The organism is Modestobacter marinus, assembly GCF_019799945.1.
Lineage (GTDB): Bacteria > Actinomycetota > Actinomycetes > Mycobacteriales > Geodermatophilaceae > Modestobacter > Modestobacter marinus_B.
Map to the genome: position 1 here is coordinate 112,114 of NZ_JABGCH010000007.1, position 21,515 is coordinate 133,628.

A 21,515-nucleotide genomic window follows, 5' to 3' on the forward strand; every position below is an offset into this window, starting at 1 on the left:
CGACGTCCCGCACGGGGCCGGCTGGAACGGGGAGTTCGGTAACCGTGGGTGTGCTGCGCAGATTCGTCGTCACCGTCATCGTGACCCTCCTGGCCGGAGGTGCGGTCGTGGGAGCGGGGGCTGCCTCGGCCGCGACCGGTGACTACGGCCACCAGGGCCCGTCCTACAGCGGCGCGACGTACGTGCCGACCTCGGACAAGCCGCAGAGCAAGCTCTGGTACGCCCAGGGGTCGTGGTACGGGGTCATGTTCGACACCGTCTCCACGACCTGGCACGTCTTCCGGCTGGACCGGTCGACCCAGAAGTGGTCCGACACCGGCGTGCAGGTCGACGACCGGCGCGACACCCTCGCCGACGCCCTCTGGGACGGCACCCACCTGTACGTCGCGTCGCACGTGGTGACCATCTCCAGCGACACCGGGGGCAGCGCCTCCCGGTCCAGCAGCCCCGCCCGGCTGTACCGCTACAGCTTCTCCGGCGGGACGTTCTCGCTCGACGCCGGCTTCCCGGTCGCCATCAACGACCACTCGAGCGAGTCCCTCACGCTCGACAAGGACAGCACCGGCACGCTCTGGGCGACCTGGACGAAGGTCACCGCGAGCGCCTCCGGCGGGTTCACCGCCGCGGTCTACGCGAACAGCACGGTGGGCAACGACGCCACCTGGGGCACCCCCTTCGTGCTGCCGGTCACCGGCAGCGCCGTGTCGCAGGACGACCTCTCCAGCGTCGTCGCCTTCGGCCAGAACAAGATCGGCGTCCTCTGGAGCAACCAGCTCGACGGCAGCGTCTACTGGGCGGTCCACGACGACGGCGCGGCGCGCGACACCTGGCGCGGCAGCGCGGCGATCCGGGGTAACAAGGCCGCCGACGACCACCTCAACATCAAGGCTGTCCAGTCCGACGCGTCCGGTCGGGTCTTCGCCGTGGTGAAGACCAGCCTGGACGGCGCCGCGGGCTCGCTCTCGACGGACCCGCAGCTGCGCCTGCTCAGCTTCAAGCCCGGCACCGGCTCGTGGTCCGCCACGACCGTGGGCACCCTGGCGGACTGCCACACCCGGCCGCTGCTCATGCTCGACGAGGAGCACCAGTCCGTGCACGTCCTCGCCACGGCCCCGACCAGCGGTGCCTGCGCCTACCCGGGCGTGCCGGGGACGATCTACGACAAGACCGCCTCGATGGCCGACCCGGTCTTCGCCGCCGGCCGCGGCACCCCGGTGATCCGCGACGTCGCGAACCCCACGATGAACGATGTCACCTCCACCAAGCAGAGCGTCTCCACCGCCACCGGCCTGGTGGTCCTGGCCAGCGAGAAGACCACGCAGCGGTACTGGCACGCCGACGTCCCGCTCACCGGCGCCCCCGCGGTGGCCCCCACGGCGAGCTTCACCGCGTCGCCGGCCAGCGGGACCGCTCCCCTGCCGGTGCAGTTCGGTGACACCTCGACCGGCGGCGCCAAGTCCTGGGCCTGGGACTTCGGCGACGGCACGACGGCCACCACGCAGAACCCCTCGCACACCTTCACCGCGCCCGGCACGTACACGGTGACCCTCACGGCGAGCAACGCCGCGGGCACCAGCGCCCCGTTCTCGCAGACGGTGACCGTGACGGCCGCGCCGACCCCCTCGGGGGCGGTCTCGGCCGGCGCCTCCTCCACCGCGCTCAGCCTCACCGCCGAGACCGCGGTGACGATCCCGCGCCCGGCCGGCGTCCGCGCCGGTGACGTGCTCGTCGCGCAGATCACCGCCGACGGCACCCCCACCATGGCCACCGTGCCGAGCGGGTGGACCTCGGTGCTCGCGGCGCCGCTGGGCGTCAGCGCCGCCCGGGTCTTCGCCTACTACCACGTGGTCACCGACCCCGCGGCCGAGCCGGCGAGCACCACGTGGCAGCTGTCCGTGGCCCAGAAGTGGGGGGCGGGCATGACGGCCTTCTCCGGGGTCGACCCGGCCGCGCCGTTCGACACGGCCGCCCGCACCAAGATCGACGTCAGCTACGCCAGCACCACCCTGACCGTTCCGGGCACCACCACGGTCACCGACGGCGCGATGCTGATCGGCGGCGTGGGGCTGGACAACATCTCGAACCCGGTCACGGCGCCGTCCGGCTGGGCCGAGGCGTGGGAGAGCACCGGCGCCCAGGTGTCGGAGCTGGCGCACCGCCAGACCGGCACCGCCGGCCCGTCCGGTGACATCACGTGGACGCTGAGCAAGGCGACCGCCGTGGGCGGCTGGGTCCGCGCCCTGAAGCCGCTCGCGGGGGCGGCGCCCGTCGCCGCGCCGACGTCGTCGTTCACCTCGTCGGCCACCACCGGCCAGGTGCCGCTGCCGGTGCAGTTCACCGACACCTCCACGGAGTCCCCGACCTCGTGGACGTGGGACTTCGGTGACGGCACCGGGTCCAACGAGCAGCACCCGACGCACACTTACAGCACCGCGGGCACGTACACGGTGTCGCTCATCGCCGGCAACCGCGCGGGCACGGGCGCCAAGGTCACCGCGACGCTCACCGCGACCCCGGCCGCGGTGGCGCCGACGGCGGCGTTCACGCCGTCGGTGACCACCGGGCAGGCGCCGCTGCCGGTCCAGTTCACCGACGCCTCCACCGGCAACCCGACGGCGTGGGCCTGGGACTTCGGGGACGGCGGCACCGCCACCACCCAGAACCCCGCGCACACCTACACCGCCGCCGGCACCTACACGGTGACGCTGACCGCCACCAACACCACCGGCGCCAGCACCCCGGCCCGGCAGACCGTCACGGTCACCGCCGGCACCACCACCCCGCCGCCTGCCGGCGGCGCCGGGATCACCACCGGGGCGTCGACCACCGCGGTCTCGGCCACCGCCGTCCAGGGCGTCAGCATCGCCCGCCCGACCGGCCTGCGCGCCGGGGACGTGCTGATCACCCAGATCACCGCCGACAACGCACCCAACCTGAGCACCGTGCCCACCGGCTGGACCTCGGTGCTCACCGCACCGGTCAGCATCGGCGGCGCCCGGCTGTTCGTCTACTCCCACCTGGTCACCGACCCCACCGCCGAGCCGGCGAGCTACGCCTGGCAGCTGTCCGCGGCCCAGAAGTGGGGCGCGCTGACCACCGCCTACTCCGGCGTGGACACCACCACCGTCTTCGACACCGCGGCCACCACCGCGGTCGACAAGACCTACGCCGCCGCCAAGCTCACCCTGCCCGGCGTCACCACCACCACCAACGGTGCGGTGCTCATCGGCGGGATCGGCATGGACAGCGGCTCGGCCGGGGTCACCGCCCCGACCGGCTGGACCGAGACCGCCGAGATCAGCGGCGGGCAGACCACCGAGCACGCCGCCAAGACCCAGCCCACCGCCGGGCCCAGCGGCACCGCCACCTGGACCCTGCCCAAGACCACCGCCGTCGGCGGCTGGCTCCGCGCCCTGCGCCCGGCCGCCGGTGGCGGCACCACCCCGGTCCCGGTGGACCCGGGCCCGGGCACGCCGACCCCGTCGGCGCCGACGGCGGCGTTCACGCCGTCGGTGACCACCGGGCAGGCGCCGCTGCCGGTCCAGTTCACCGACGCCTCCACCGGCAACCCGACGGCGTGGGCCTGGGACTTCGGGGACGGCGGCACCGCCACCACCCAGAACCCCGCGCACACCTACACCGCCGCCGGCACCTACACGGTGACGCTGACCGCCACCAACACCACCGGCGCCAGCACCCCGGCCCGGCAGACCGTCACGGTCACCGCCGGCACCACCACCCCGCCGCCTGCCGGCGGCGCCGGGATCACCACCGGGGCGTCGACCACCGCGGTCTCGGCCACCGCCGTCCAGGGCGTCAGCATCGCCCGCCCGACCGGCCTGCGCGCCGGGGACGTGCTGATCACCCAGATCACCGCCGACAACGCACCCAACCTGAGCACCGTGCCCACCGGCTGGACCTCGGTGCTCACCGCACCGGTCAGCATCGGCGGCGCCCGGCTGTTCGTCTACTCCCACCTGGTCACCGACCCCACCGCCGAGCCGGCGAGCTACGCCTGGCAGCTGTCCGCGGCCCAGAAGTGGGGCGCGCTGACCACCGCCTACTCCGGCGTGGACACCACCACCGTCTTCGACACCGCGGCCACCACCGCGGTCGACAAGACCTACGCCGCCGCCAAGCTCACCCTGCCCGGCGTCACCACCACCACCAACGGTGCGGTGCTCATCGGCGGGATCGGCATGGACAGCGGCTCGGCCGGGGTCACCGCCCCGACCGGCTGGACCGAGACCGCCGAGATCAGCGGCGGGCAGACCACCGAGCACGCCGCCAAGACCCAGCCCACCGCCGGGCCCAGCGGCACCGCCACCTGGACCCTGCCCAAGACCACCGCCGTCGGCGGCTGGCTCCGCGCCCTGCGCCCGGCCGCCTGACGCACGACCCGCACCACCGGGGCCCGTTCCCCGTTCCCGCCCACCCGGCGGGGACGGGGAGCGGGCCCTCCGGCGTTCCGGGCCCTCCCTGAGGCGCACTGCACGCGTTTCCCACACTCTGCTCGTGTGGCAGCACGGGCGATGCGGAGGGAGCACGTGCAATGAAGGTCTGCCGGGGGGACGGGAGGCCGGCCACGCTGGTTGCCGGGCCCGTCGGACCCCTCGAGGGCGCGGTGCACGCGCTCCCTGGGCGTGGCATGTGCCGCAGGGCGTGCGATGCGGAGGAGGTGCGTGCGATCGGGCCCGCGGCGGCGGGTCAGCGGGCAGCAGTCGCCGGTGAGCTGGTCGCAGCCTCCGGGACGACGGCGCCCCGGCGGCCCAGCCACCGGTCGGCCAGCCGGACGGTGACCACCGGGACCAGGGCGATCGTGACGAAGACGGCGGCGGTGCCGGCGCCCACACCCAGCCACTGCGCGAGCCCGAACCCGGTCGTCGCGCCGATCTCGGCGCCCGCCACGCCCACGGCGGGCACGCACAGGAACAGGGCCCCGGCCACGGGCAGCAGCCACCGCGCCCGGTGCGTGGTGAGCCCGGCGACCGCGCCGCCCGGGATCATCGCCAGCACGTAGACCAGCAGGATGAAGAACGTCCCGCTCACGGTGAAGGAGCTCGACCCACCGGACGTGAGACTCACCAGCGCCATGAGTGCCCGGGAGGCCACCCCCAGCGCCGTCCCGGCGACCACCGCCGCCGCCACCCCCGCACCCAGCCTGACGAGCACGCGGCACCCCTTCCCCGATCCGATGGCGGCGGGACGATACCGGTGTCGCGGCGGTCCCGGGGCGAGAACGACGACGGGGCGGCGCCGGCAGTTCGCCGACGCCGCCCCGAGGACGGTGCGATCAGTACGCGCCGCGGGACGCCAGCACGGCGGAGACGGTCTTGCGCAGGATCGACAGGTCCAGGGCCAGCGACCAGTTCTCCACGTACCGCAGGTCCAGCCGCACGGCCTCCTCCCAGGGCAGGTCGCTGCGACCGGAGATCTGCCACAGTCCCGTCAGCCCGGGCTTCACCAGCAGGCGGCGGCTCACCGAGCGCTCGTACTGGGCGACCTCGCGCGGCAGCGGAGGCCGCGGACCGACCAGGGACATCGTGCCGTTCAGCACGTTGACAAGCTGCGGCAGCTCGTCGAGCGACAGCCGGCGCAGCACCCGGCCGACCCGGGTGACCCGCGGGTCCTGCCGCATCTTGAACAGCAGCCCGTCGGAGATGTTGGCGTCCTGGATCGCGGCCAGCCGCTGCTCGGCGTCCACGACCATGCTGCGGAACTTGAGCATCGTGAAGTGCCGCCCGTTCAGCCCCACGCGCTCCTGGCGGTAGAGCACGGGGCCGGGGCTGTCGAGCCGGACGGCGAGCGCGAGGCCGAGCAGCACCGGCGAGAGGACGACGAGGGCGCCGGCCGCCGCGAGGCGGTCGACACCGCCCTTGACGACCCGCCGCCAGCCCTCGAAGTGCGGCTCCTCGACGGAGAGCAGCGGGAGGCCCTCGAACGGCCGGATGTGCAGCCGCGGGCCGGCCACCTCGATCAGCCCGGGGGCCACGAGGAGCTCCAGGCCGGAGCCCTCGAGCTCCCAGGACAGCTCGCGGAGGTACTGCGCCGCCGTCTCACTGGAGGAGGTGACCGCGATCGTGTCGGCGCCGACGCTGCGGGCCATCTCCAGGACGCCGTCCAGACCGCCGACCGGCATGCCGGTGATCTCCCCGACGCGGATCCGGTCGGGCTCGGTGACGCACGTGGCGACGACCTGCAGCCCGGCGGGCCGCTCGGCCTGCAGCCGGTCGACCAGGCTCAGCACCGCGCCGCCGCGTCCCACCACGACGACCCGCTTGAGGCAGGCCCCGCGCCGGCGCAGTGCCCGCAGGGCGGAGCGCGCGGCGACGCGGAACCCGAGGGTCATGAGCACGAGGCCGGGGATGCCGAACACGACGAAGAAGCGGCTCAGCTCCAGCTCCGCGGCGTAGGACACGAAGCTGAACAGGGCGAGCACCACGACACCGGCCCGCACGACGCGGCGGAACTCGTCGCTGCCGGCGCCGATGACCCGCTCGGCGTAGGCCCCGGTGGCGGCGAGCAGGGCCGGCCACAGCGGCACCAGCGCCAGGCAGGCCGCGATGAGGACGGGGGTCGCCACGCTGGACTGGCCGTCCCGGGTCGCCAGGACGGCGGCACCGGCCACGGCGGCGGCGGTCGTCTCGAGCGCGACCAGCGCGGCGACGAACCATCGGGTCCACGCCGTTCCGCTCCGGCGGACCGGATCGGCGTCGGACGGCCTCGACCGGACGCCGGCCGGCTCGTCCGGACCTGCCTCCAGAGGCAGTCCGACAGATGCGCCAGCGGTGTCCAGCACGGCGCGTCCCCCCTCATCAGTTCTCCATGTCCGCTGCCGGCGAGGTCCAGGCGCCCCACCCGCACGCGATGGTGGGGCGGGCTGAGCAGCGGGACCCCGACGGCTCGGTGCAACGATCACGCTCGGTCACCGCAACCTCAAGCGAGGGCTGGGCATTTCACCCGATCGGGAGAGGTCGATCACCCGCGGGCGGTCGCCCCTGGAGTCCGGGGGTGGACGACGTTCTGCGCCGCCTCGAGCCCCTGCGCGAGCAGCAGTTCGGTCGCGTCGGCCGCCTCGCCGACCAGCAGGTCGAGGGTCTTCCGCTCGGTGGCGGAGAAGTCCTTGAGCACGAAGTCGGCCGGGTCCTGACGTCCGGGCGGGCGGCCGATGCCCACCCGCACGCGCAGGTAGTCCTTGGTGCCGGTGGCCCGGGTGACCGAGCGCAGGCCGTTGTGGCCACCCTCTCCCCCGCCGCGCTTGAGCCGGACGGCCTCGAAGGGGATGTCCAGCTCGTCGTGCACGACCACCAGGTCGGCGACGGGGAGGTGGTGGTAATCCAGCAGCCCGCGCACCGCACCACCCGACTCGTTCATGTACGTCAGCGGCTGGGCCAGCACGACGCGGCGACCCGCGAGCCGCCCCTCACCGGACAGCGTCCGCGCCCGCGGGCCCTTGCCGGCGGACAGCTTCACCCCGGCGCGGGTCGCCAGCTCGGCCAGCACCATCGCGCCGACGTTGTGCCGGTTGCCGGCGTAGCCGGGCCCGGGGTTGCCGAGGCCGACGACGAGGAACGGCCCCTCGGACGCGGGAGCAGGAGACGCCGCAGGGGCGCCGGCGGTGCCGGCGCCCCTGCGGGTCGGGCTGTCGGTCAGGAGTACCTCAGGCCTCGTCGGCGTTCGCAGCCTCGATCGACTCGCCGCCACCCTGGTCGGAGGGCTCGCCGACGACGTCGCCCTGCGGCGCCTCGGTGCCCTCGCCGGCCAGGTCGGCCTCGAGCTCGGCGGCCGACGGCGCGCCCAGGAAGCCGATCACGAGGGCCTCCGGGTCGGTGACCAGCGTCGCGCCGGCCGGCAGGGTCAGGTCGCCCGCGGTGATGTGGCTGCCCGCGGTGCGGCCGGTGACGTCGACCTCGATGGACTCCGGCAGGTTCGTGGCGTCGGCCTCGAGCGAGACGGTGTTCAGCTGGTGGTTGGCGATGGAGTCCACACCGGGCTCGCCGACGACGACGATCGGGACCTCGACGGTGGTCTTCTCGCCGCGGCGGACCAGCAGCAGGTCGACGTGCTCGTGCACGCGGGTCAGCGGGTCACGCTGCACGGCCTTGGCCAGCGCGAGCTGCTCGGTGCCGTCGAGGACGACGGTGATCAGGGCGTTGCTGCCGCCGTTGCGCAGCACCGCGGCGAACTCGCGGGCCGGCAGCGACAGGTGGACGACGTCCTGGCCGTGCCCGTACAGGACGGCGGGGATGCGGCCCGCACGACGGGTTCGGCGGGCGCTGCCCTTGCCGAACTCGGTGCGGGGCTCGGCGACGAGGCGGAAGTCAGCCACGGTGGTGTGCTCCTCAGCAGGTGGATCGGGTCTGGGTGCTCAGCGCACGAGCGCGGCACACCCTTGCCGGGGCACACGCACGTCGATCACGGAGCACGGTGGAACCGTCTCCCTCGCCGGGCAACGACCCCACAGTACCCCAGCCAGGAGAGCACCCTCCCCGCCGGGGACGAACCGCCGTCACCAGCGAGGGAATGCCGGACCCCGAACGGGCAACGGCTCAACTCACCAGGGGGACGGCACCTGGCCGCGGTGCGATCCGGAGGATCGCAATGTCACGAAGCCCCGCCGAAGAGGCTGGTGACGGAGCCGTCCTCGAAGACCGCCTTGATCGCCTTGGCGAGCAGCGGGGCGATCGAGAGGACGGTGAGCTTGTCGAAGTGGCGCGCGGGCTCGATCGGCAGCGTGTTGGTGACGATGACCTCGCTGACCTGGCTGTTCTTCAGCCGGTCGACCGCGGGGCCGGAGAGGACGCCGTGGGTGGCGGCGATGACGACGTCGGCTGCTCCCTCGGCGAACAGCGTCTCGGCGGCCTTGGTGATCGTGCCGCCGGTGTCGATCATGTCGTCGACGAGGATGCAGACCCGGTCCTTGACCTCACCGACGACCCGGTTGGCCACGACCTCGTTGGGGCGGGTGATGTCGCGGGTCTTGTGGATGAAGGCCAGCGGCGTGCCGCCCAGCTTGTCGCTCCACCGCTCGGACACCCGGACGCGGCCGGAGTCCGGGGAGACGACCGTCAGGTCGCGGTCACCCCACTTGCGCTTGACCTCCTCCACCAGGACGTCCATGGCGAAGAGGTGGTCGACGGGCCCGTCGAAGAAGCCCTGGATCTGCGCGGTGTGCAGGTCGACGGCCATGAGCCGGTCCGCGCCGGCGGTCTTGAACATGTCGGCGACCAGCCGGGCGGAGATCGGCTCGCGCCCGCGGTGCTTCTTGTCCTGCCGGGCGTAGGGGAAGAACGGCGCGACGACGGTGATCCGCTTGGCCGAGGCGCGCTTGAGCGCGTCGACCATGAGCAACTGCTCCATCAGCCAGGTGTTGATCGGCGCGGTGTGGCTCTGCACCACGAAGGCGTCGCAGCCGCGCACCGACTCCTCGAACCGCACGAACAGCTCACCGTTGGCGAACTCGTACGAGGCGGTGGGGGTCGGGGTGACCCCGAGATGGCCGCCGATCTCCGTGGTCAGCTCCGGGTACGCGCGCCCGGAGAAGAGCATCAGGCTCTTGTTGGTGGTCTGCCGGATGGCGCTCATCTGTCCGCCCCTACTGGTCGGCACCCGGTGCGGTGGCCGAGGACTGCTCCCCGCCCGCGTCCTGTGCTCCTGCTGCTCGCTCCGCCGCTGCGGCGGCCTCGGCCGCGGGCGTGCCCGGACGCCGGCGGCTCACCCAGCCTCCCACATTGCGCTGTGCGGCCCGGGCCACGGCCATGGACCCCGGGGGGACGTCCTTGGTGATCACCGAGCCGGCGGCGGTGTAGGCACCGTCGCCCACCGTGACCGGCGCGACCAGCATCGTGTCGGAGCCGATCCGCACGTGGTCGCCGACCGTCGTGTGGTGCTTGGCGACGCCGTCGTAGTTGACGAACACGGTCGCCGCGCCGACGTTCGATCCGCGACCGATGGTGGCGTCGCCGACATAGGACAGGTGCGGCACCTTGGAGTCCTCGCCGACCTCGACGTTCTTGGTCTCGACGAACGCGCCGACCTTCGCGCCGCGTGCCAGCCGGGTGCCCGGCCGCAGGTAGCTGAACGGTCCGACGGTCGCCGCGGCACCGAGGACGGCGAGCTGGCAGTGCGACCGGACGACGGAGGCGCCCTCCCCCACCTCGCAGTCCAACAGGGTGCTGTCCGGGCCGACGACGGCGCCCGCCGCGACGGTCGTGGCGCCGAGCAGCTGCGTGCCCGGGTGCAGCACGGCCTCCGCGGCGACCTCGGCGGTGACGTCGACCCAGGTCGTCCGGGGGTCGACGACGACGACGCCGGCCCGCATCAGGTCGTCGAGGACCCGGTCGTTCATCGTGCGGCGGCGGGCGGCGAGCTCACGCTGGTCGTTGCAGCCCAGGGTGTCCTCGGCGTCCTCGGCCCGGTACCCACCGACCTTCGCGCCGTCGGCGACGAGCAGGCCGAGGACGTCGGTGAGGTACTGCTCCCCCTGCTGGTTGCCCGACCCGACCCGGGTGAGCGCCTCGCGGACGGCGGCGGCGTCGCCGACGTAGACCCCGGCGTTGACCTCGCGGACGGCGCGCTGCACGGGGTCGGCGTCCTTCTCCTCGACGATCGCGCCGACCGCCCCCGCGTCGTCCCGGACGATCCGGCCCAGACCCGTCGGGTCGTCGACCTCGGCGGTCAGCACGGTGAGCACGTTGCCCGCCTCGGTGTGCGCGCCGACCAGGGCGGTGAGGGTCTCCACGCGCAGCAGCGGCGCGTCGCCGTTGACGATGAGCACCGCTCCGTCGACCGGGCCCAGCGCGTCGAGCGCGACGGTCGCCGCGTGACCGGACCCGCGCTGCTCCTCCTGCACGACCGGCCGGGCGTGCGGGGCGACCTGCGCCAGGTGCTCGGCCACGGCCTCCCGGCCGGACCCGACGACGACGACGGTCTGCGTGGCACCGAGCGGCTCGGCCGCGGCCAGCACGTGCCCGAGCATCGACCGCCCGCCGAGCTGGTGCAGCACCTTGGGCGTGCGCGAGCGCATCCGGGTGCCCTGGCCGGCGGCGAGGACGACGACGGCGTCCACGGTGGTGGTCGGGTTCTGCTGGGTCACGGGACTCCTCGCGACGAGTGTTCGGTGCGGACGTGGCTGGGGGACTCGGACTCGAACCGAGACTTCCCGGCTCCAAAGGCCGGCGGGCTGCCGATTACCCCATCCCCCATCGCCGGCCGCGCGAGCGCGCCTGCGTCCTGAGCCTAGGGCGCACCGCCGGGCGGGACACTCCCGGTGGCGCCCAGGGGCACGATGGGGCGGTGACCACCTCGGGGACCCCGGCCGGCGACGCTCCCGCGGCCCCCGCCCGTCCCCGGGTGCGGATGACCGGCGCGCAACGGCGGCAGCAGCTGCTCGACGTCGGCCGCGAGCTGTTCGCCGAGCGCGGGTACGAGGCCACCTCGATCGAGGAGATCGCCGCCCGCGCCGACGTCTCCAAGCCGGTCGTGTACGAGCACTTCGGGGGCAAGGAGGGGCTCTACGCCGTCGTCGTCGACCGGGAGATGCAGCGCCTGCTCGAGCGCTTCACCTCCGCGTTCTCGATCGGCGGGCACCCGCGGGAGCTGCTCGAGCGCGCCGCCCTCGTGCTGCTGGACTACATCGAGGAGGAGACCGACGGCTTCCGGGTGCTGGTGCGGGACTCCCCCGCGACCGGCACCGAGGGCGGCTTCAACTCGCTGATCAGCGAGGTCGCCAGCAAGGTCGAGCACATCCTGGGCGACCACTTCCGGCTGCGCGGCTACGACCCCCGGCTGGCCGAGCTGTACAGCCAGGCCCTGGTGGGCATGGTCGCGCTGACCGGCCAGTGGTGGCTGGACAGCCGCTCACCGGGGAAGCGGGAGGTGGCCGCGCACCTGGTCAACCTCGCCTACAACGGGCTGTCGCACCTGGAGCCCGAGCCGGCGCCGGTCGGCCTGCCGTGGCTGGCCTCCGGGGACTGAGGTCCCGCCGTCCGGCAAGGTCCGCCGCGAGCTGGCCAGTGGCGAGGGTCCTTCGTCAGCCGACGAGGCGGGCGCCGGGCACCGGGCCGTGCACGGCGCGCACCGTGCGGAACACCCCGGCTCCGGCCAGCTCAGCCGCCAGCCGCACGGCGGACTGCTCGTCGTCGGCCAGCGCGGCCACCGTCGGACCCGATCCGCTGATCAGCGCGGCGCGCGCTCCGGCGTCCGTGGCCGCCCGCATCGCCCGGCGGAGGTCCGGCCGCAGCCGCAGCGCCGGAGCCTGCAGGTCGTTGCTCAGCGCCGCGGCCAGCGCGGCGGGCGGCCCGCTGCGCAGCGCCGTGATCACCGGCTCGGTCGGCACGGCGGCGTCCCCGGCCGGCAGGGTCCCGGCCGCCCGCAGGCTGTCGAGCTCGGCGTAGACCGTCGGCGTCGACAGGCCCTCGCCGGCGATGCCGAGCGCCCAGTCCCACCGGCGGCGGGCCAGGACGGGCGAGAGCTGCTCGCCCCGGCCGGTGCCCAGGGCCACCCCGCCCAGCAGGCTGAAGGGCACGTCGCTGCCCAGCTGGGCGGCCAGCCCCGCCAGGTCGCCGCGGGTGGCGTGCGTGTTCCACAGCGCGTCCAGCGCGACCAGGGTGGCGGCGGCGTCGGCGCTGCCACCGGCCAGCCCCGCGGCGGCGGGGATGGACTTGTCGATCTCCAGGTGCGCGTCGGCGCGGACGCCCGCGTGCCGGGCCAGCAGCTCGGCGGCCTGCCACACCAGGTTCCGCCGGTCGCTGGGCACGCTGGCCGGTCCCCGGCCGGACGCAGCGCCCTCGCCGCGGACGGTGAGGGACAGCCCGTCGCCGGGCCGCACCGTGACGGTGTCGAACAGCGAGACGGCCAGGAACACCGTCTGCAGCTCGTGGAAGCCGTCGGCGCGCAAGGGCCCCACCCCGAGGTGGACGTTGACCTTCGCCGGGGCACGGGCGGTGACCGCGCCGTTGCCGGCGATGCGGCCGGGTCCGCCGGACGTCGCGTTGCTCACCAGCTCACCCTGCCACGCCGCCGGGCCAGGTCAGCGGGGTTCCGGCGGCACCGGGTCCGTCGCCGCGAGCCGGGCGAAGTCCTCGACGGACAGCTGCTCGCCGCGGGTGGTCGGCTCGATGCCGGCGGCCCGCAGCCGCTGCTCGGCCGCGGCGGGGCTGCCGGCCCAGCGGGCCAGGGCGGCCCGCAGGCCCTTGCGGCGGGTCGCGAAGGCGGCGTCGATGGCGGCGAAGGTCGCCGTCCGGTCGCCCGGCGGCGGAGGACGGCGGGTGAGGGCCACCAGTCCGGAGTCGACGTTGGGCACCGGCCAGAACACCGGCCGCGGGACGTTGCCGGCCCGGCGGACCGTCCCGTACCAGGCCGCCTTCACGCTGGGCACCCCGTAGGCCGCCGTCCCCGGGCCGGCCGCCAGGCGATCGGCCACCTCGGCCTGCACGAGCACCAACGCGGTGCGCAGGGTGGGCAGCAGCTCCAGCAGGTGCAGCAGCACCGGGACGGCGATGTTGTAGGGCAGGTTCGCAACGAGCGCGGTCGGCGGGGGTCCGGGGAGGTCGGTCACCCGCAGCGCGTCCGCGGTGACCACGGTCAGCCGGTCGGCCAGGTGCGGCAGCCGGTCCGCCACGGTCCGCGGCAGCTGGTCGGCCAGCCGCGGGTCGATCTCCACGGCGGTGGTGTGCGCCGACGCCGGCAGCAGCCCGAGGGTCAGCGAGCCCAGGCCCGGGCCCACCTCCAGGACGACGTCGTCCGGTGACAGGTCGGCGGTCCGCACGATCCGTCGGATGGTGTTGGCGTCGTGCAGGAAGTTCTGGCCGAGGGTCTTGGTCGGCCGCAGATCGAGCTGCTGGGCCAGGTCCCGGATGGCGGCCGGGCCCAGCAGTCCGTCCGGCTGCTCGGGAGTGCTGCTCAGGATCGGCCCTGCCGCAGGGGCCGGCCGCGAGCGTCCGAGGCTCCCTTCAGGGCACCACCCCGAGCGTGCGAAGGGTGGGAGGAAGGGGGTCCTTCCAGGGGGGCCGTGGGGGCCTTCATCAGCCGAAGAGGTGGCGGCCGCAGCCCCACTGGCCGGCGCCGCTGCGGGCGTAGAGCGCCTGGGCGCGGGCGGTCTGCTCGTCCGCCGAGGCGTCGATCGGGTTGCCCGAGCCGCCGACCGAGCGCCAGGTGCTCAGCGAGAACTGGTAGAGGCCGTAGTAGCCGGCCGGGTTCACCGCCCGGGGGTTGCCGCTGGACTCGCACCGGGCCAGCGCGGCCCAGTTGAGCCCGTCGGCGGTCGCGGAGACGGCGGTGGCGGTGGCCGCGGGCTTCGCCTTGGTGCCGACCGTGACGTGCTCCTCGACCGGCGGCGTGGTGACGGCGGTGCCGACCTGCTCGCGGCCGGTCTCGACGCCGTCGGTGACCGTGACCCGCCAGGTGACGGTCTGCTCGCCCTCGACGCCCTTCTGGGTGACCGTGCGGGTCCCGACGAAGGCGTTCGGGTCGGGGGTCTCGACGGTCCGGTAGTCCACGGACTGCACGTCGGTGACGTCGGCGACCTGCACCCGGGTGACCTGCAGGACCATCTGGTCCAGCAGCGGCTGGTCCGGGTAGAGGGAGGTGCGGTCGGTCTCCGACAGCGCGATCCCCTGCTCGGCCAGCAGGTCGGCGGCGGTGGCGGCGGTCGTGGTGAGGACACGCTGCTGGCCGTCGGCGAGGAGCGTGACGTCCTTGCTCGTGGTGATCGCCAGGTCCATCCCGTCCAGCGGGAGACGCTCGGCGCGGCTCGCGGACAGGACGAGGTCCTCGGCACGGTAGCCGAGCTCGTCGAGCAGGCCGTCGACCGACAGGGCGGTCGTGTAGAGGTCGCTGCGCACGCCGTCGACGGTGAGCGCGAGCGGACGGGCCCGGTTGAGGACGATCGTGTCGCCGTCACCGACCACGCTGTCCACGCCGGGCAGGACGACGTCGTGGGAGGCCGGGTCCAGTCCCTCGTCGGCGAGCACCTCACCCGCGGTGTCGGCGTAGGTGTCGACCTCGCGGGCCTGACCGTCGACGGTGAGGGTCACGGTCTTCTGGGCGAGGAAGTAGGCGGCGGAGCCACCCACCAGGCCCAGCAGGACCAGGACGAAGAGACTGAGCTTCAGCGTTCGGCGCACGACACATCCACAGGTCAGGGGACCCGGGCAGGGGAACGCGGGCAGCAGCCAGCGCACCCCACCCGAGGCGGGTGCTCGTCACCGTGCTGCCCGATGGTCTCCCGGGCCCGTCGGACGGGCCCTGCGGAGCGCCTGGGTGTTCCCCACCCCGGCTGATCGGTCACAACACGGTAACGAACACCTGACGGAAGCCAACGGTGCGACCACAGGAAACCAACATGTCGACCCAGCTCTCCGCAGGCACGCCGACACGTTCGGTGATGCACACGCCGTTGTGACGCCTGTCAGGTCCTGTGACAGGAGTGACGATGCCCACAGAGTGACGTACGCCCGGGTGGGTTCCGGGCGGCTCCTCAGGTCAGTGCCGGGGAGTTCTGCCGCACCGGCCGCAGCCAGGTGAGCAGGAACGCCGCGACCGCCAGCCCCGCCGCCAGCGCGGAGAACCCGCCGGCGACCAGGGCGACGGGCAGCAGCCCGCTGCCGTCGGAGGACACCCGGTCGTCCAGGCCGATCGCCGCGCGGAGCAGCAGGGCACCCAGCGGCAGCAGCGCGAGCACGCTCGTCGCGGCCACCACCAGGTGCGCGGTCCAGGTGCGCTGGGCCTCGTCGATCGGGACGTCGGCGCCCTCGGCCGGCAGCGGCCGGACCAGGATCCGCAGCAGCGCGGCCTCGGCGATCAGCCAGCCGGCCACCGGCAGCGCCACGGCGGTCGCGGTGACGGCGGTCCCCAGGTCGTCGGCCAGCAGGACGGCGGCCAGCACCACCCCGGCGACGGCGGCCCGCATGGTCCACAGCAGCCACAGCGAGATCTGGTCGCGCCGGGCCGGGCGCCGCGCGGGGGACGTGACCGTCCAGCGCGGCCGGGGCCGGGTGGCCTCGGCGAGCAGCACGCCGGCCAGCAGGCCCGCGGCGAGTGCGGGGACCCAGAGGAAGACCGAGGCCTCGGCGAACAGCACCACGGTGGTGATCACGGCGGCCACGCCGGCCAGCCAGCCCAGCCGGCGCACGCGCCGGGCGTGCGTCGCCTGCCGGGTCAGGTAGGCGGACGCCCCGGGGCTGGCGGGGACGAACTCGACGGCCGCGGCGGCGACCGCTCGACGGTCGGCGGCGAGCACCCACCCGCGGACCAGCAGCGCGGCGGGCGCCATGAGGGCGATGAAGAGCACGACGGCGATGAGGCGGCCCACGCGCTCAGTGTCCCCCGAATCAGCTCGAGTGGCGCCATCGGCCCCGCTGCAGGGCTCCCGCCGAGGTGCGGGACCGGCCACCCTCCAGGGGCCCGACGCCAGCGTGCGAGCGTGGGGGAAGGGTGACCTTCGGCTACCAGCGGCCGAAGACCCGCTCCGCGGTGGCGGTCAGCGCGGCGCACAGCCGCCCGAGGTCGGTGCCGGTCACGTCGGCCAGCGCGCGGACCGTGTGCGGCACCAGCCGGGCGGCGTTGGGCCGCCCCCGGTACGGCATCGGGGTGAGGAAGGGCGCGTCGGTCTCCACCAGCAGCTGGTCCAGCGGGACGAGCGCGGCCGCCTCCCGCAGGGAGCCGGCGTTGGCGAAGGTCAGCGTCCCGGCGAAGGACAGCACGTAGCCCCGCTCGACGCACCGGCGGGCGAACCCGGCGTCCCCGGAGAAGCAGTGCAGCACGGTGTGCTCGGGGGCACCCTCGTCCTCGAGCACCCGGAGCACCTCGTCGTGCGCGTCCCGGTCGTGGATCACCAGGGCGACGCCGTGCCGCTTCGCGATGTCGATGTGCGCCCGGAAGGACGCCTCCTGCGCCGCCCAGCCGTCCGCCCCGGTGCGGTACCGGTCCAGACCGGTCTCCCCCACCGCCCGCACCCGCGGCAGCGCGGCGAGCCGGTCGATCTCGGCCAGCGCGTCGTCGGTGGCCGCCCCCGCGCCGGCCTCGTTCGGGTGCAGGGCGACCGTGGCGAGCACCTCGGACCGGCGGGCGGCGAGCGCGGCCGACCACTGGGAGGAGGCGACGTCCACCCCCACCTGGACCAGCCGTGGGACCCCGACCGCGACCGCCGCGTCGATCGCCTCGTCCACCTCGGCGTCGGTGGGCGCCCGGTCCTCGCCGCCGACGGCGATGTCGAAGTGGGTGTGGCTGTCGACCGCCGGGGACGGCAGCGGCTCCGGGGACGGCGGCAGCTCACCGCGGCGGTTGGCCCGCGAACCCGCCGACCGGCTCACTGCCCGCCGCCCTGCTCCAGCCGCGCCAGCTCCTCCTCCACCACCGACTCGTCGAGCTTGGTGAAGACCGGCTTCGGCGGGGCGAGCGGGGTGCCCGAGGGCGGCAGCGGGGTGGGGCCCCAGACCGCCTGCCCCTCGTCGTAGTCCCCGGTGATGATCGGGTAGGGCGAGCCGTCGTCCAGGTCCTCGGTCTCGACCACCTGCGGCTGGGGTGACCACACGCCCGTCCCCCCGAGCAGCTCGTGCACCTGCTGCGCCGAGTGCGGCAGGAAGGGCGTCAGCAGCGTGTTGCAGTCCTTGATCGCCTGCAGCGCGGTGTGCAGCACGGTGTCCCGGCGGGCCGGGTCCTCCTTGAGCTTCCACGGCGCCTGGTCGGACAGGTACTTGTTCGCCTCGCCGACGATCCGCATCGCCTCGGTCACGGCCGCCTTCTGCCGGTTGCGGCCCAGCAGGTCGCCGATCGTCCCGAACGCGCTGCGGGTGGTGTCCAGCAGCGCACGGTCGGCGTCGGTCAGCTCGCCCGGGGCCGGGATGGCGCCGACGTTCTTGGCCGCCATCGACACCGAGCGGTTGACCAGGTTGCCCCAGCCGGCGACCAGCTCGTCGTTGTTGCGGCGGCGGAACTCCGCCCAGGTGAAGTCGGTGTCCTGGTTCTCCGGGCCGGCGACGGCGATGAAGTACCGCAGCGCGTCGGCGTCGTAGCGGGCCAGGAAGTCCTTGACGTAGATGACCACCTGGCGGGAGGAGGAGAACTTGCGTCCCTCCATGGTCAGGAACTCGCTGGAGACCACCTCGGTCGGCAGGTTGAGCCGGCCGTAGGAGCCCGGCGTCCCGCCCTTGTCCCCCTCGCCGTTGTAGCCCTGCAGCTGCGCCGGCCAGATCTCGGCGTGGAAGACGATGTTGTCCTTGCCCATGAAGTAGTAGGCGTCGGAGTCCGGCGACTGCCACCACTGCCGCCACGCCTCCGGGTCCCCGGAGCGGCGGGCCCACTCGATGGACGCGGAGAGGTAGCCGACCACGGCGTCGAACCACACGTAGATGCGCTTGTCCGGCCGGTCCCGCCAGCCGTCCAGCGGGATCGGCACGCCCCAGTCGATGTCCCGGGTGTAGCTGCGCGGCTTCAGGTCGTCGAGCAGGTTGACCGCGAAGTTGTGCACGTTGGGCCGCCAGCTGTCCCGACTGGCCAGCCAGTCGCCGAGCGCCCGGGTGAAGGCCGGCAGGTCGAGGAAGTAGTGCTCGCTCTCGACGAACTTCGGCGTCTCCCCGTTGATCCGGCTGACCGGGTTGATCAGGTCGGTCGGGTCGAGCTGGTTGCCGCAGTTGTCGCACTGGTCGCCGCGGGCGCCGTCGTAGCCGCAGATCGGGCAGGTGCCCTCGATGTAGCGGTCGGGCAGGGTGCGGCCGGTGGACGGGCTGATCGCGCCCAGGGTGGTCTGCGGGAAGACGTAGCCGTTCTTGAGCAGGCCCAGGAAGATCTCCTGGCTGACCGCGGCGTGGTTGACCGTCGTCGTCCGGGTGAACAGGTCGTAGCTCAGCCCGAGGCTGGCCAGGTCGTTGACGATGACCCGGTTGTTGCGGTCGGCGATCTCCCGCGGTGTCACGCCCTCCGCGTCGGCCGCGACCGTGATCGGCGTCCCGTGCTCGTCGGTGCCGCTGACCATCAGCACCTTGTCGCCGCTCATCCGGTGGAACCGGCTGAACACGTCGGAGGGGACGCCGAAGCCGGAGACGTGGCCGATGTGCCGCGGGCCGTTGGCGTAGGGCCACGCGACGGCGGTCAGGATGTGCCGATCACTCACGGGACGAGACTAGTGAGCGCGGTCCAGTCTGTTCGCCGTCAGGGGACGTCGGTGACCGCGGCGGTGCTCGGGGCCACGGGCTCCGCGGGCGCGCCGACGACGGCGACCCCGGCCAGCGCCAGGCCGATGCAGGCCACGGTGATCCCGCGCAGCAGGCGGTGCTGCGCGACCGGAGCCGGCCGCGGCGGGAGGGGACGGCCGCCGGCCGCCAGCCAGGCCGACGCCGACGGAGCACCGGCGAGCAGCAGCTTGCCGGTGGGGACGGCGAGGGCGAGAAGCGCGAGCGCGGGCAGCGGGAGCCCGGCGAACGGGTCCAGGCCCGGGACCTGCACGCCGGCCAGGCCCGCGACGAAGAGGACGAGGACGAGGACGATCTCCGCGGAGGCGACCGTGGTCAGCAGTCCGCGGCCGGCGCCGTCCAGCAGCGAGGCCCCGCCGCCGGCGCACGCCACGACCCAGCTCGCCAGGACCAGCAGCGTCCCCGCGACCAGCCAGCCGGAGGGCCGGATCGCCGTCCCGAGGACGCCGTCGAGCCCGGTCAGCCCGACGGCGAGCAGCCCGAGCGCCTCGACGACGGAGAGCCCGGCGACCGCGAGGACCGGAGCCGGCACCCGCGGTGGGGTGGCCGGGCGCGGGGTCGGCGCGGCGACGTCGGGGGTGGTGCTCGGCACGGTGAACTCCCTGACCGGGGACGGGTGTCACCGATCAGGTCGGGCGTCGGCGGGGTGTCCAGCAGGGTGCGGCGGTGGCGCCTCACCCTCAGGGGTGAGGGTTCAGTCGGTGGCGCGGTTGCGCGCGGTCTCCCGCTCCCCCGCCGTCGCCGGGTCGAGGCTGCCCCCGGCCGCCAGCCGGCTGCGCCGCCGTCCGTAGACGAAGTAGAGGCCGATCCCGAGGGCCATCCAGACGACGAACCGGAGCCACGTCTCGCCCGGCAGGTTCGCCATCAGCCAGAGGCAGGCCGCCGCCGAGACCCACGGCAGCACCTGGACCATCGGCACCCGGAAGGTGCGGGGCAGCTCCGGCCGAGTTCGACGCAGGACCCAGACACCGATCGACACGAGAACGAAGGCGAACAGCGTGCCGATGTTGACCAGCGAGGCGAGCTCCTCCAGCGGCACCACGGCGGCGAGGAACGCGACGAAGACCCCGGTGACGATCGTGATCTTGTAGGGCGTGCCGTAGCGCGGGTGCACGGCGGCGAAGGCGGGGGGCAGCAGGTGGTCGCGGCTCATGGCGAACAGCACCCGCGACTGGCCGAGCATGAGGATCATGACCACCGACGTCAGCCCGGCCAGTGCGCCGAGGGAGATGATCCCGGCGAAGATCGGCAGCCCGACGCTGGAGAAGGCCTCGGCCAGTGGTGCCTCGGCCGACAGCTCCGAGTAGCGCTGCATGCCGACGACGACCAGCGAGACCGCGACGTAGAGCGCGGTGCAGATGACCAGCGAGCCGATGATCCCGCGGGGCATGTCCTTGGCCGGGTCCTTGGTCTCCTCCGCCGCGGTGGCCACGATGTCGAAGCCGATGAAGGCGAAGAACACGATCGACGCACCGGCGATGACCCCGCCCCAGCCGAAGGTGCCCGGCATGAAGCCGAACAGCGTCTGGACGAGCGGCGCGTCCCAGCCGCTGGCGTCCGCCGCCGGGGGCTGCGCCGGTGGCACGAACGGCGTGTAGTTGGCCGCCTTGACGAAGAAGACGCCGACGGCGATCACGAGCAGGACGATGGCCACCTTGATCGCCACGATCACCGACGTCACCCGGGAGGACAGCTTGATGCCGAGCACCAGCACAGCTGTCATCACCGCGACGATGACGATGGCCGGGATGTTGAACCTCGCTTCGTCCCCGGCGATGGACGTCGGAAGCGGGACCCCCAGGTCGCCCAGCAGCTGGTTGAGGTAGCCGGACCAGCCGACCGCCACCGTGGCGGCGCCCAGCGCCAGCTCCAGGACCAGGTCCCAGCCGATGATCCAGGCGACGAACTCGCCGAAGGTGGCGTAGGAGAAGGTGTAGGCCGAGCCTGCCACCGGGACGGTGGAGGCGAACTCGGCATAGCAGAGCGCGGCCAGACCACAGACCACACCGGCGATCACGAAGGAGATGGCGACGGCGGGGCCGGACTGGTCACGGGCGACGACCCCGGTCAGCACGAAGATGCCGGTGCCGATGATCACCCCGACCCCGAAGACAGCGAGGTCCAGGCCGGACAGGTGCCGCTTGAGCCGATGACCCGGTTCGTCGGTGTCCCGAATGGAGTCCTCGACGCTCTTGACCCGCGCCCGGTTGGTGGCCACCCGGTCCCCCTCTCGAGCGGCCGGCGTGCGGGACGCCGCCCGGCTGGTGATCATGGTCTGGAGGCAGGGTCCCACGGGTCCCGCCGTCCCGCACGGCGCGCGACGGA

16 protein-coding genes and 1 tRNA gene are annotated in these 21,515 nt (G+C 74.0%); 2 read left to right on the forward strand and 15 right to left on the reverse strand.

The genetic code is table 11. The features are described from left to right. Window positions 1-44 precede the first annotated feature (44 nt). Complete coding sequence (locus HK417_RS26115; protein ID WP_222265529.1) at window positions 45-4,391, forward strand: PKD domain-containing protein; 4,347 nt, start codon at window positions 45-47, stop codon at window positions 4,389-4,391. 316 nt (window positions 4,392-4,707) lie between these two features. Here the strand turns inward: HK417_RS26115 and HK417_RS08985 are convergent, their stop codons facing one another. From HK417_RS08985 to HK417_RS09015, 7 genes are all read right to left on the reverse strand, one after another. Continuing rightward, window positions 4,708-5,172 (reverse strand): hypothetical protein, encoded by a 465-nt coding sequence (locus tag HK417_RS08985; protein WP_222265531.1) that lies wholly within the window; start codon window positions 5,170-5,172, stop codon window positions 4,708-4,710. Window positions 5,173-5,293: 121 nt separating this feature from the next. After that, entirely contained in the window at window positions 5,294-6,799 is a 1,506-nt protein-coding gene (locus tag HK417_RS08990) for a sugar transferase (RefSeq protein ID WP_308123467.1), read from the reverse strand. A gap of 179 nt (window positions 6,800-6,978) precedes the next feature. Further along, window positions 6,979-7,704, reverse strand: a complete 726-nt coding sequence (pth, locus tag HK417_RS08995) for an aminoacyl-tRNA hydrolase (protein WP_308123468.1) — start codon at window positions 7,702-7,704, stop codon at window positions 6,979-6,981. Then, a complete protein-coding gene (locus HK417_RS09000; RefSeq protein ID WP_222265532.1) occupies window positions 7,661-8,329 on the reverse strand; it encodes a 50S ribosomal protein L25/general stress protein Ctc in 669 nt (222 codons plus the stop codon). Before HK417_RS09000 ends, pth begins: the two co-directional genes overlap by 44 nt. 275 nt (window positions 8,330-8,604) lie before the next feature. Then, a complete protein-coding gene (locus HK417_RS09005) occupies window positions 8,605-9,585 on the reverse strand; it encodes a ribose-phosphate diphosphokinase (RefSeq protein WP_222265534.1) in 981 nt (326 codons plus the stop codon). A gap of 10 nt (window positions 9,586-9,595) precedes the next feature. Next, window positions 9,596-11,095 (reverse strand): bifunctional UDP-N-acetylglucosamine diphosphorylase/glucosamine-1-phosphate N-acetyltransferase GlmU, encoded by a 1,500-nt coding sequence (gene glmU, locus HK417_RS09010; RefSeq protein WP_308123469.1) that lies wholly within the window; start codon window positions 11,093-11,095, stop codon window positions 9,596-9,598. 33 nt (window positions 11,096-11,128) lie between these two features. After that, a tRNA-Gln gene (locus HK417_RS09015) sits at window positions 11,129-11,204 on the reverse strand. Window positions 11,205-11,295: 91 nt separating this feature from the next. On the opposite strand from HK417_RS09015, the gene HK417_RS09020 reads away from it, so the two are divergent. Further along, window positions 11,296-11,976 (forward strand): TetR/AcrR family transcriptional regulator, encoded by a 681-nt coding sequence (locus HK417_RS09020; RefSeq protein WP_308123470.1) that lies wholly within the window; start codon window positions 11,296-11,298, stop codon window positions 11,974-11,976. A gap of 55 nt (window positions 11,977-12,031) precedes the next feature. On the opposite strand, the gene HK417_RS09025 is transcribed toward HK417_RS09020, so the two are convergent. From HK417_RS09025 to HK417_RS09060, 8 genes are all read right to left on the reverse strand, one after another. After that, the gene (locus tag HK417_RS09025; protein ID WP_222265536.1) at window positions 12,032-13,000 is read right to left on the reverse strand and encodes a 4-(cytidine 5'-diphospho)-2-C-methyl-D-erythritol kinase; all 969 of its coding nucleotides are present in this window, start codon (window positions 12,998-13,000) and stop codon (window positions 12,032-12,034) included. Between the two features lie 30 nt (window positions 13,001-13,030). Next, window positions 13,031-13,909 (reverse strand): 16S rRNA (adenine(1518)-N(6)/adenine(1519)-N(6))-dimethyltransferase RsmA, encoded by an 879-nt coding sequence (gene rsmA, locus HK417_RS09030; RefSeq protein WP_222265666.1) that lies wholly within the window; start codon window positions 13,907-13,909, stop codon window positions 13,031-13,033. 115 nt (window positions 13,910-14,024) lie between these two features. Continuing rightward, window positions 14,025-15,125 carry a resuscitation-promoting factor gene (locus HK417_RS09035; protein ID WP_222265538.1) on the reverse strand — a complete coding sequence of 367 codons (1,101 nt, stop codon included), beginning with the start codon at window positions 15,123-15,125 and terminating at the stop codon, window positions 14,025-14,027. Window positions 15,126-15,478: 353 nt separating this feature from the next. Next, window positions 15,479-16,312 carry a hypothetical protein gene (locus HK417_RS09040; protein ID WP_222265540.1) on the reverse strand — a complete coding sequence of 278 codons (834 nt, stop codon included), beginning with the start codon at window positions 16,310-16,312 and terminating at the stop codon, window positions 15,479-15,481. A gap of 133 nt (window positions 16,313-16,445) precedes the next feature. After that, window positions 16,446-17,312 (reverse strand): TatD family hydrolase, encoded by an 867-nt coding sequence (locus tag HK417_RS09045; RefSeq protein ID WP_222265542.1) that lies wholly within the window; start codon window positions 17,310-17,312, stop codon window positions 16,446-16,448. Beyond that, window positions 17,309-19,111 carry a methionine--tRNA ligase gene (metG, locus tag HK417_RS09050; RefSeq protein ID WP_222265544.1) on the reverse strand — a complete coding sequence of 601 codons (1,803 nt, stop codon included), beginning with the start codon at window positions 19,109-19,111 and terminating at the stop codon, window positions 17,309-17,311. The genes HK417_RS09045 and metG overlap by 4 nt, the downstream gene beginning before the upstream one ends. 38 nt (window positions 19,112-19,149) lie before the next feature. Next, window positions 19,150-19,782, reverse strand: coding sequence for a hypothetical protein (locus HK417_RS09055; protein WP_222265546.1), 633 nt, complete (start codon window positions 19,780-19,782; stop codon window positions 19,150-19,152). A 102-nt stretch (window positions 19,783-19,884) separates the two neighbouring features. Beyond that, window positions 19,885-21,462 carry an amino acid permease gene (locus tag HK417_RS09060; protein WP_222265548.1) on the reverse strand — a complete coding sequence of 526 codons (1,578 nt, stop codon included), beginning with the start codon at window positions 21,460-21,462 and terminating at the stop codon, window positions 19,885-19,887. Window positions 21,463-21,515 lie beyond the last annotated feature (53 nt).

What these genes read in the sequence shown, in the direction of transcription:
- HK417_RS09005 (WP_222265534.1), bottom strand. Translation starts at nt 9,585, where the DNA reads ATGAGCGCCATCCGGCAGACCACCAACAAGAGCCTGATGCTCTTCTCC.
- HK417_RS09060 (WP_222265548.1), bottom strand. Translation starts at nt 21,462, where the DNA reads ATGATCACCAGCCGGGCGGCGTCCCGCACGCCGGCCGCTCGAGAGGGG.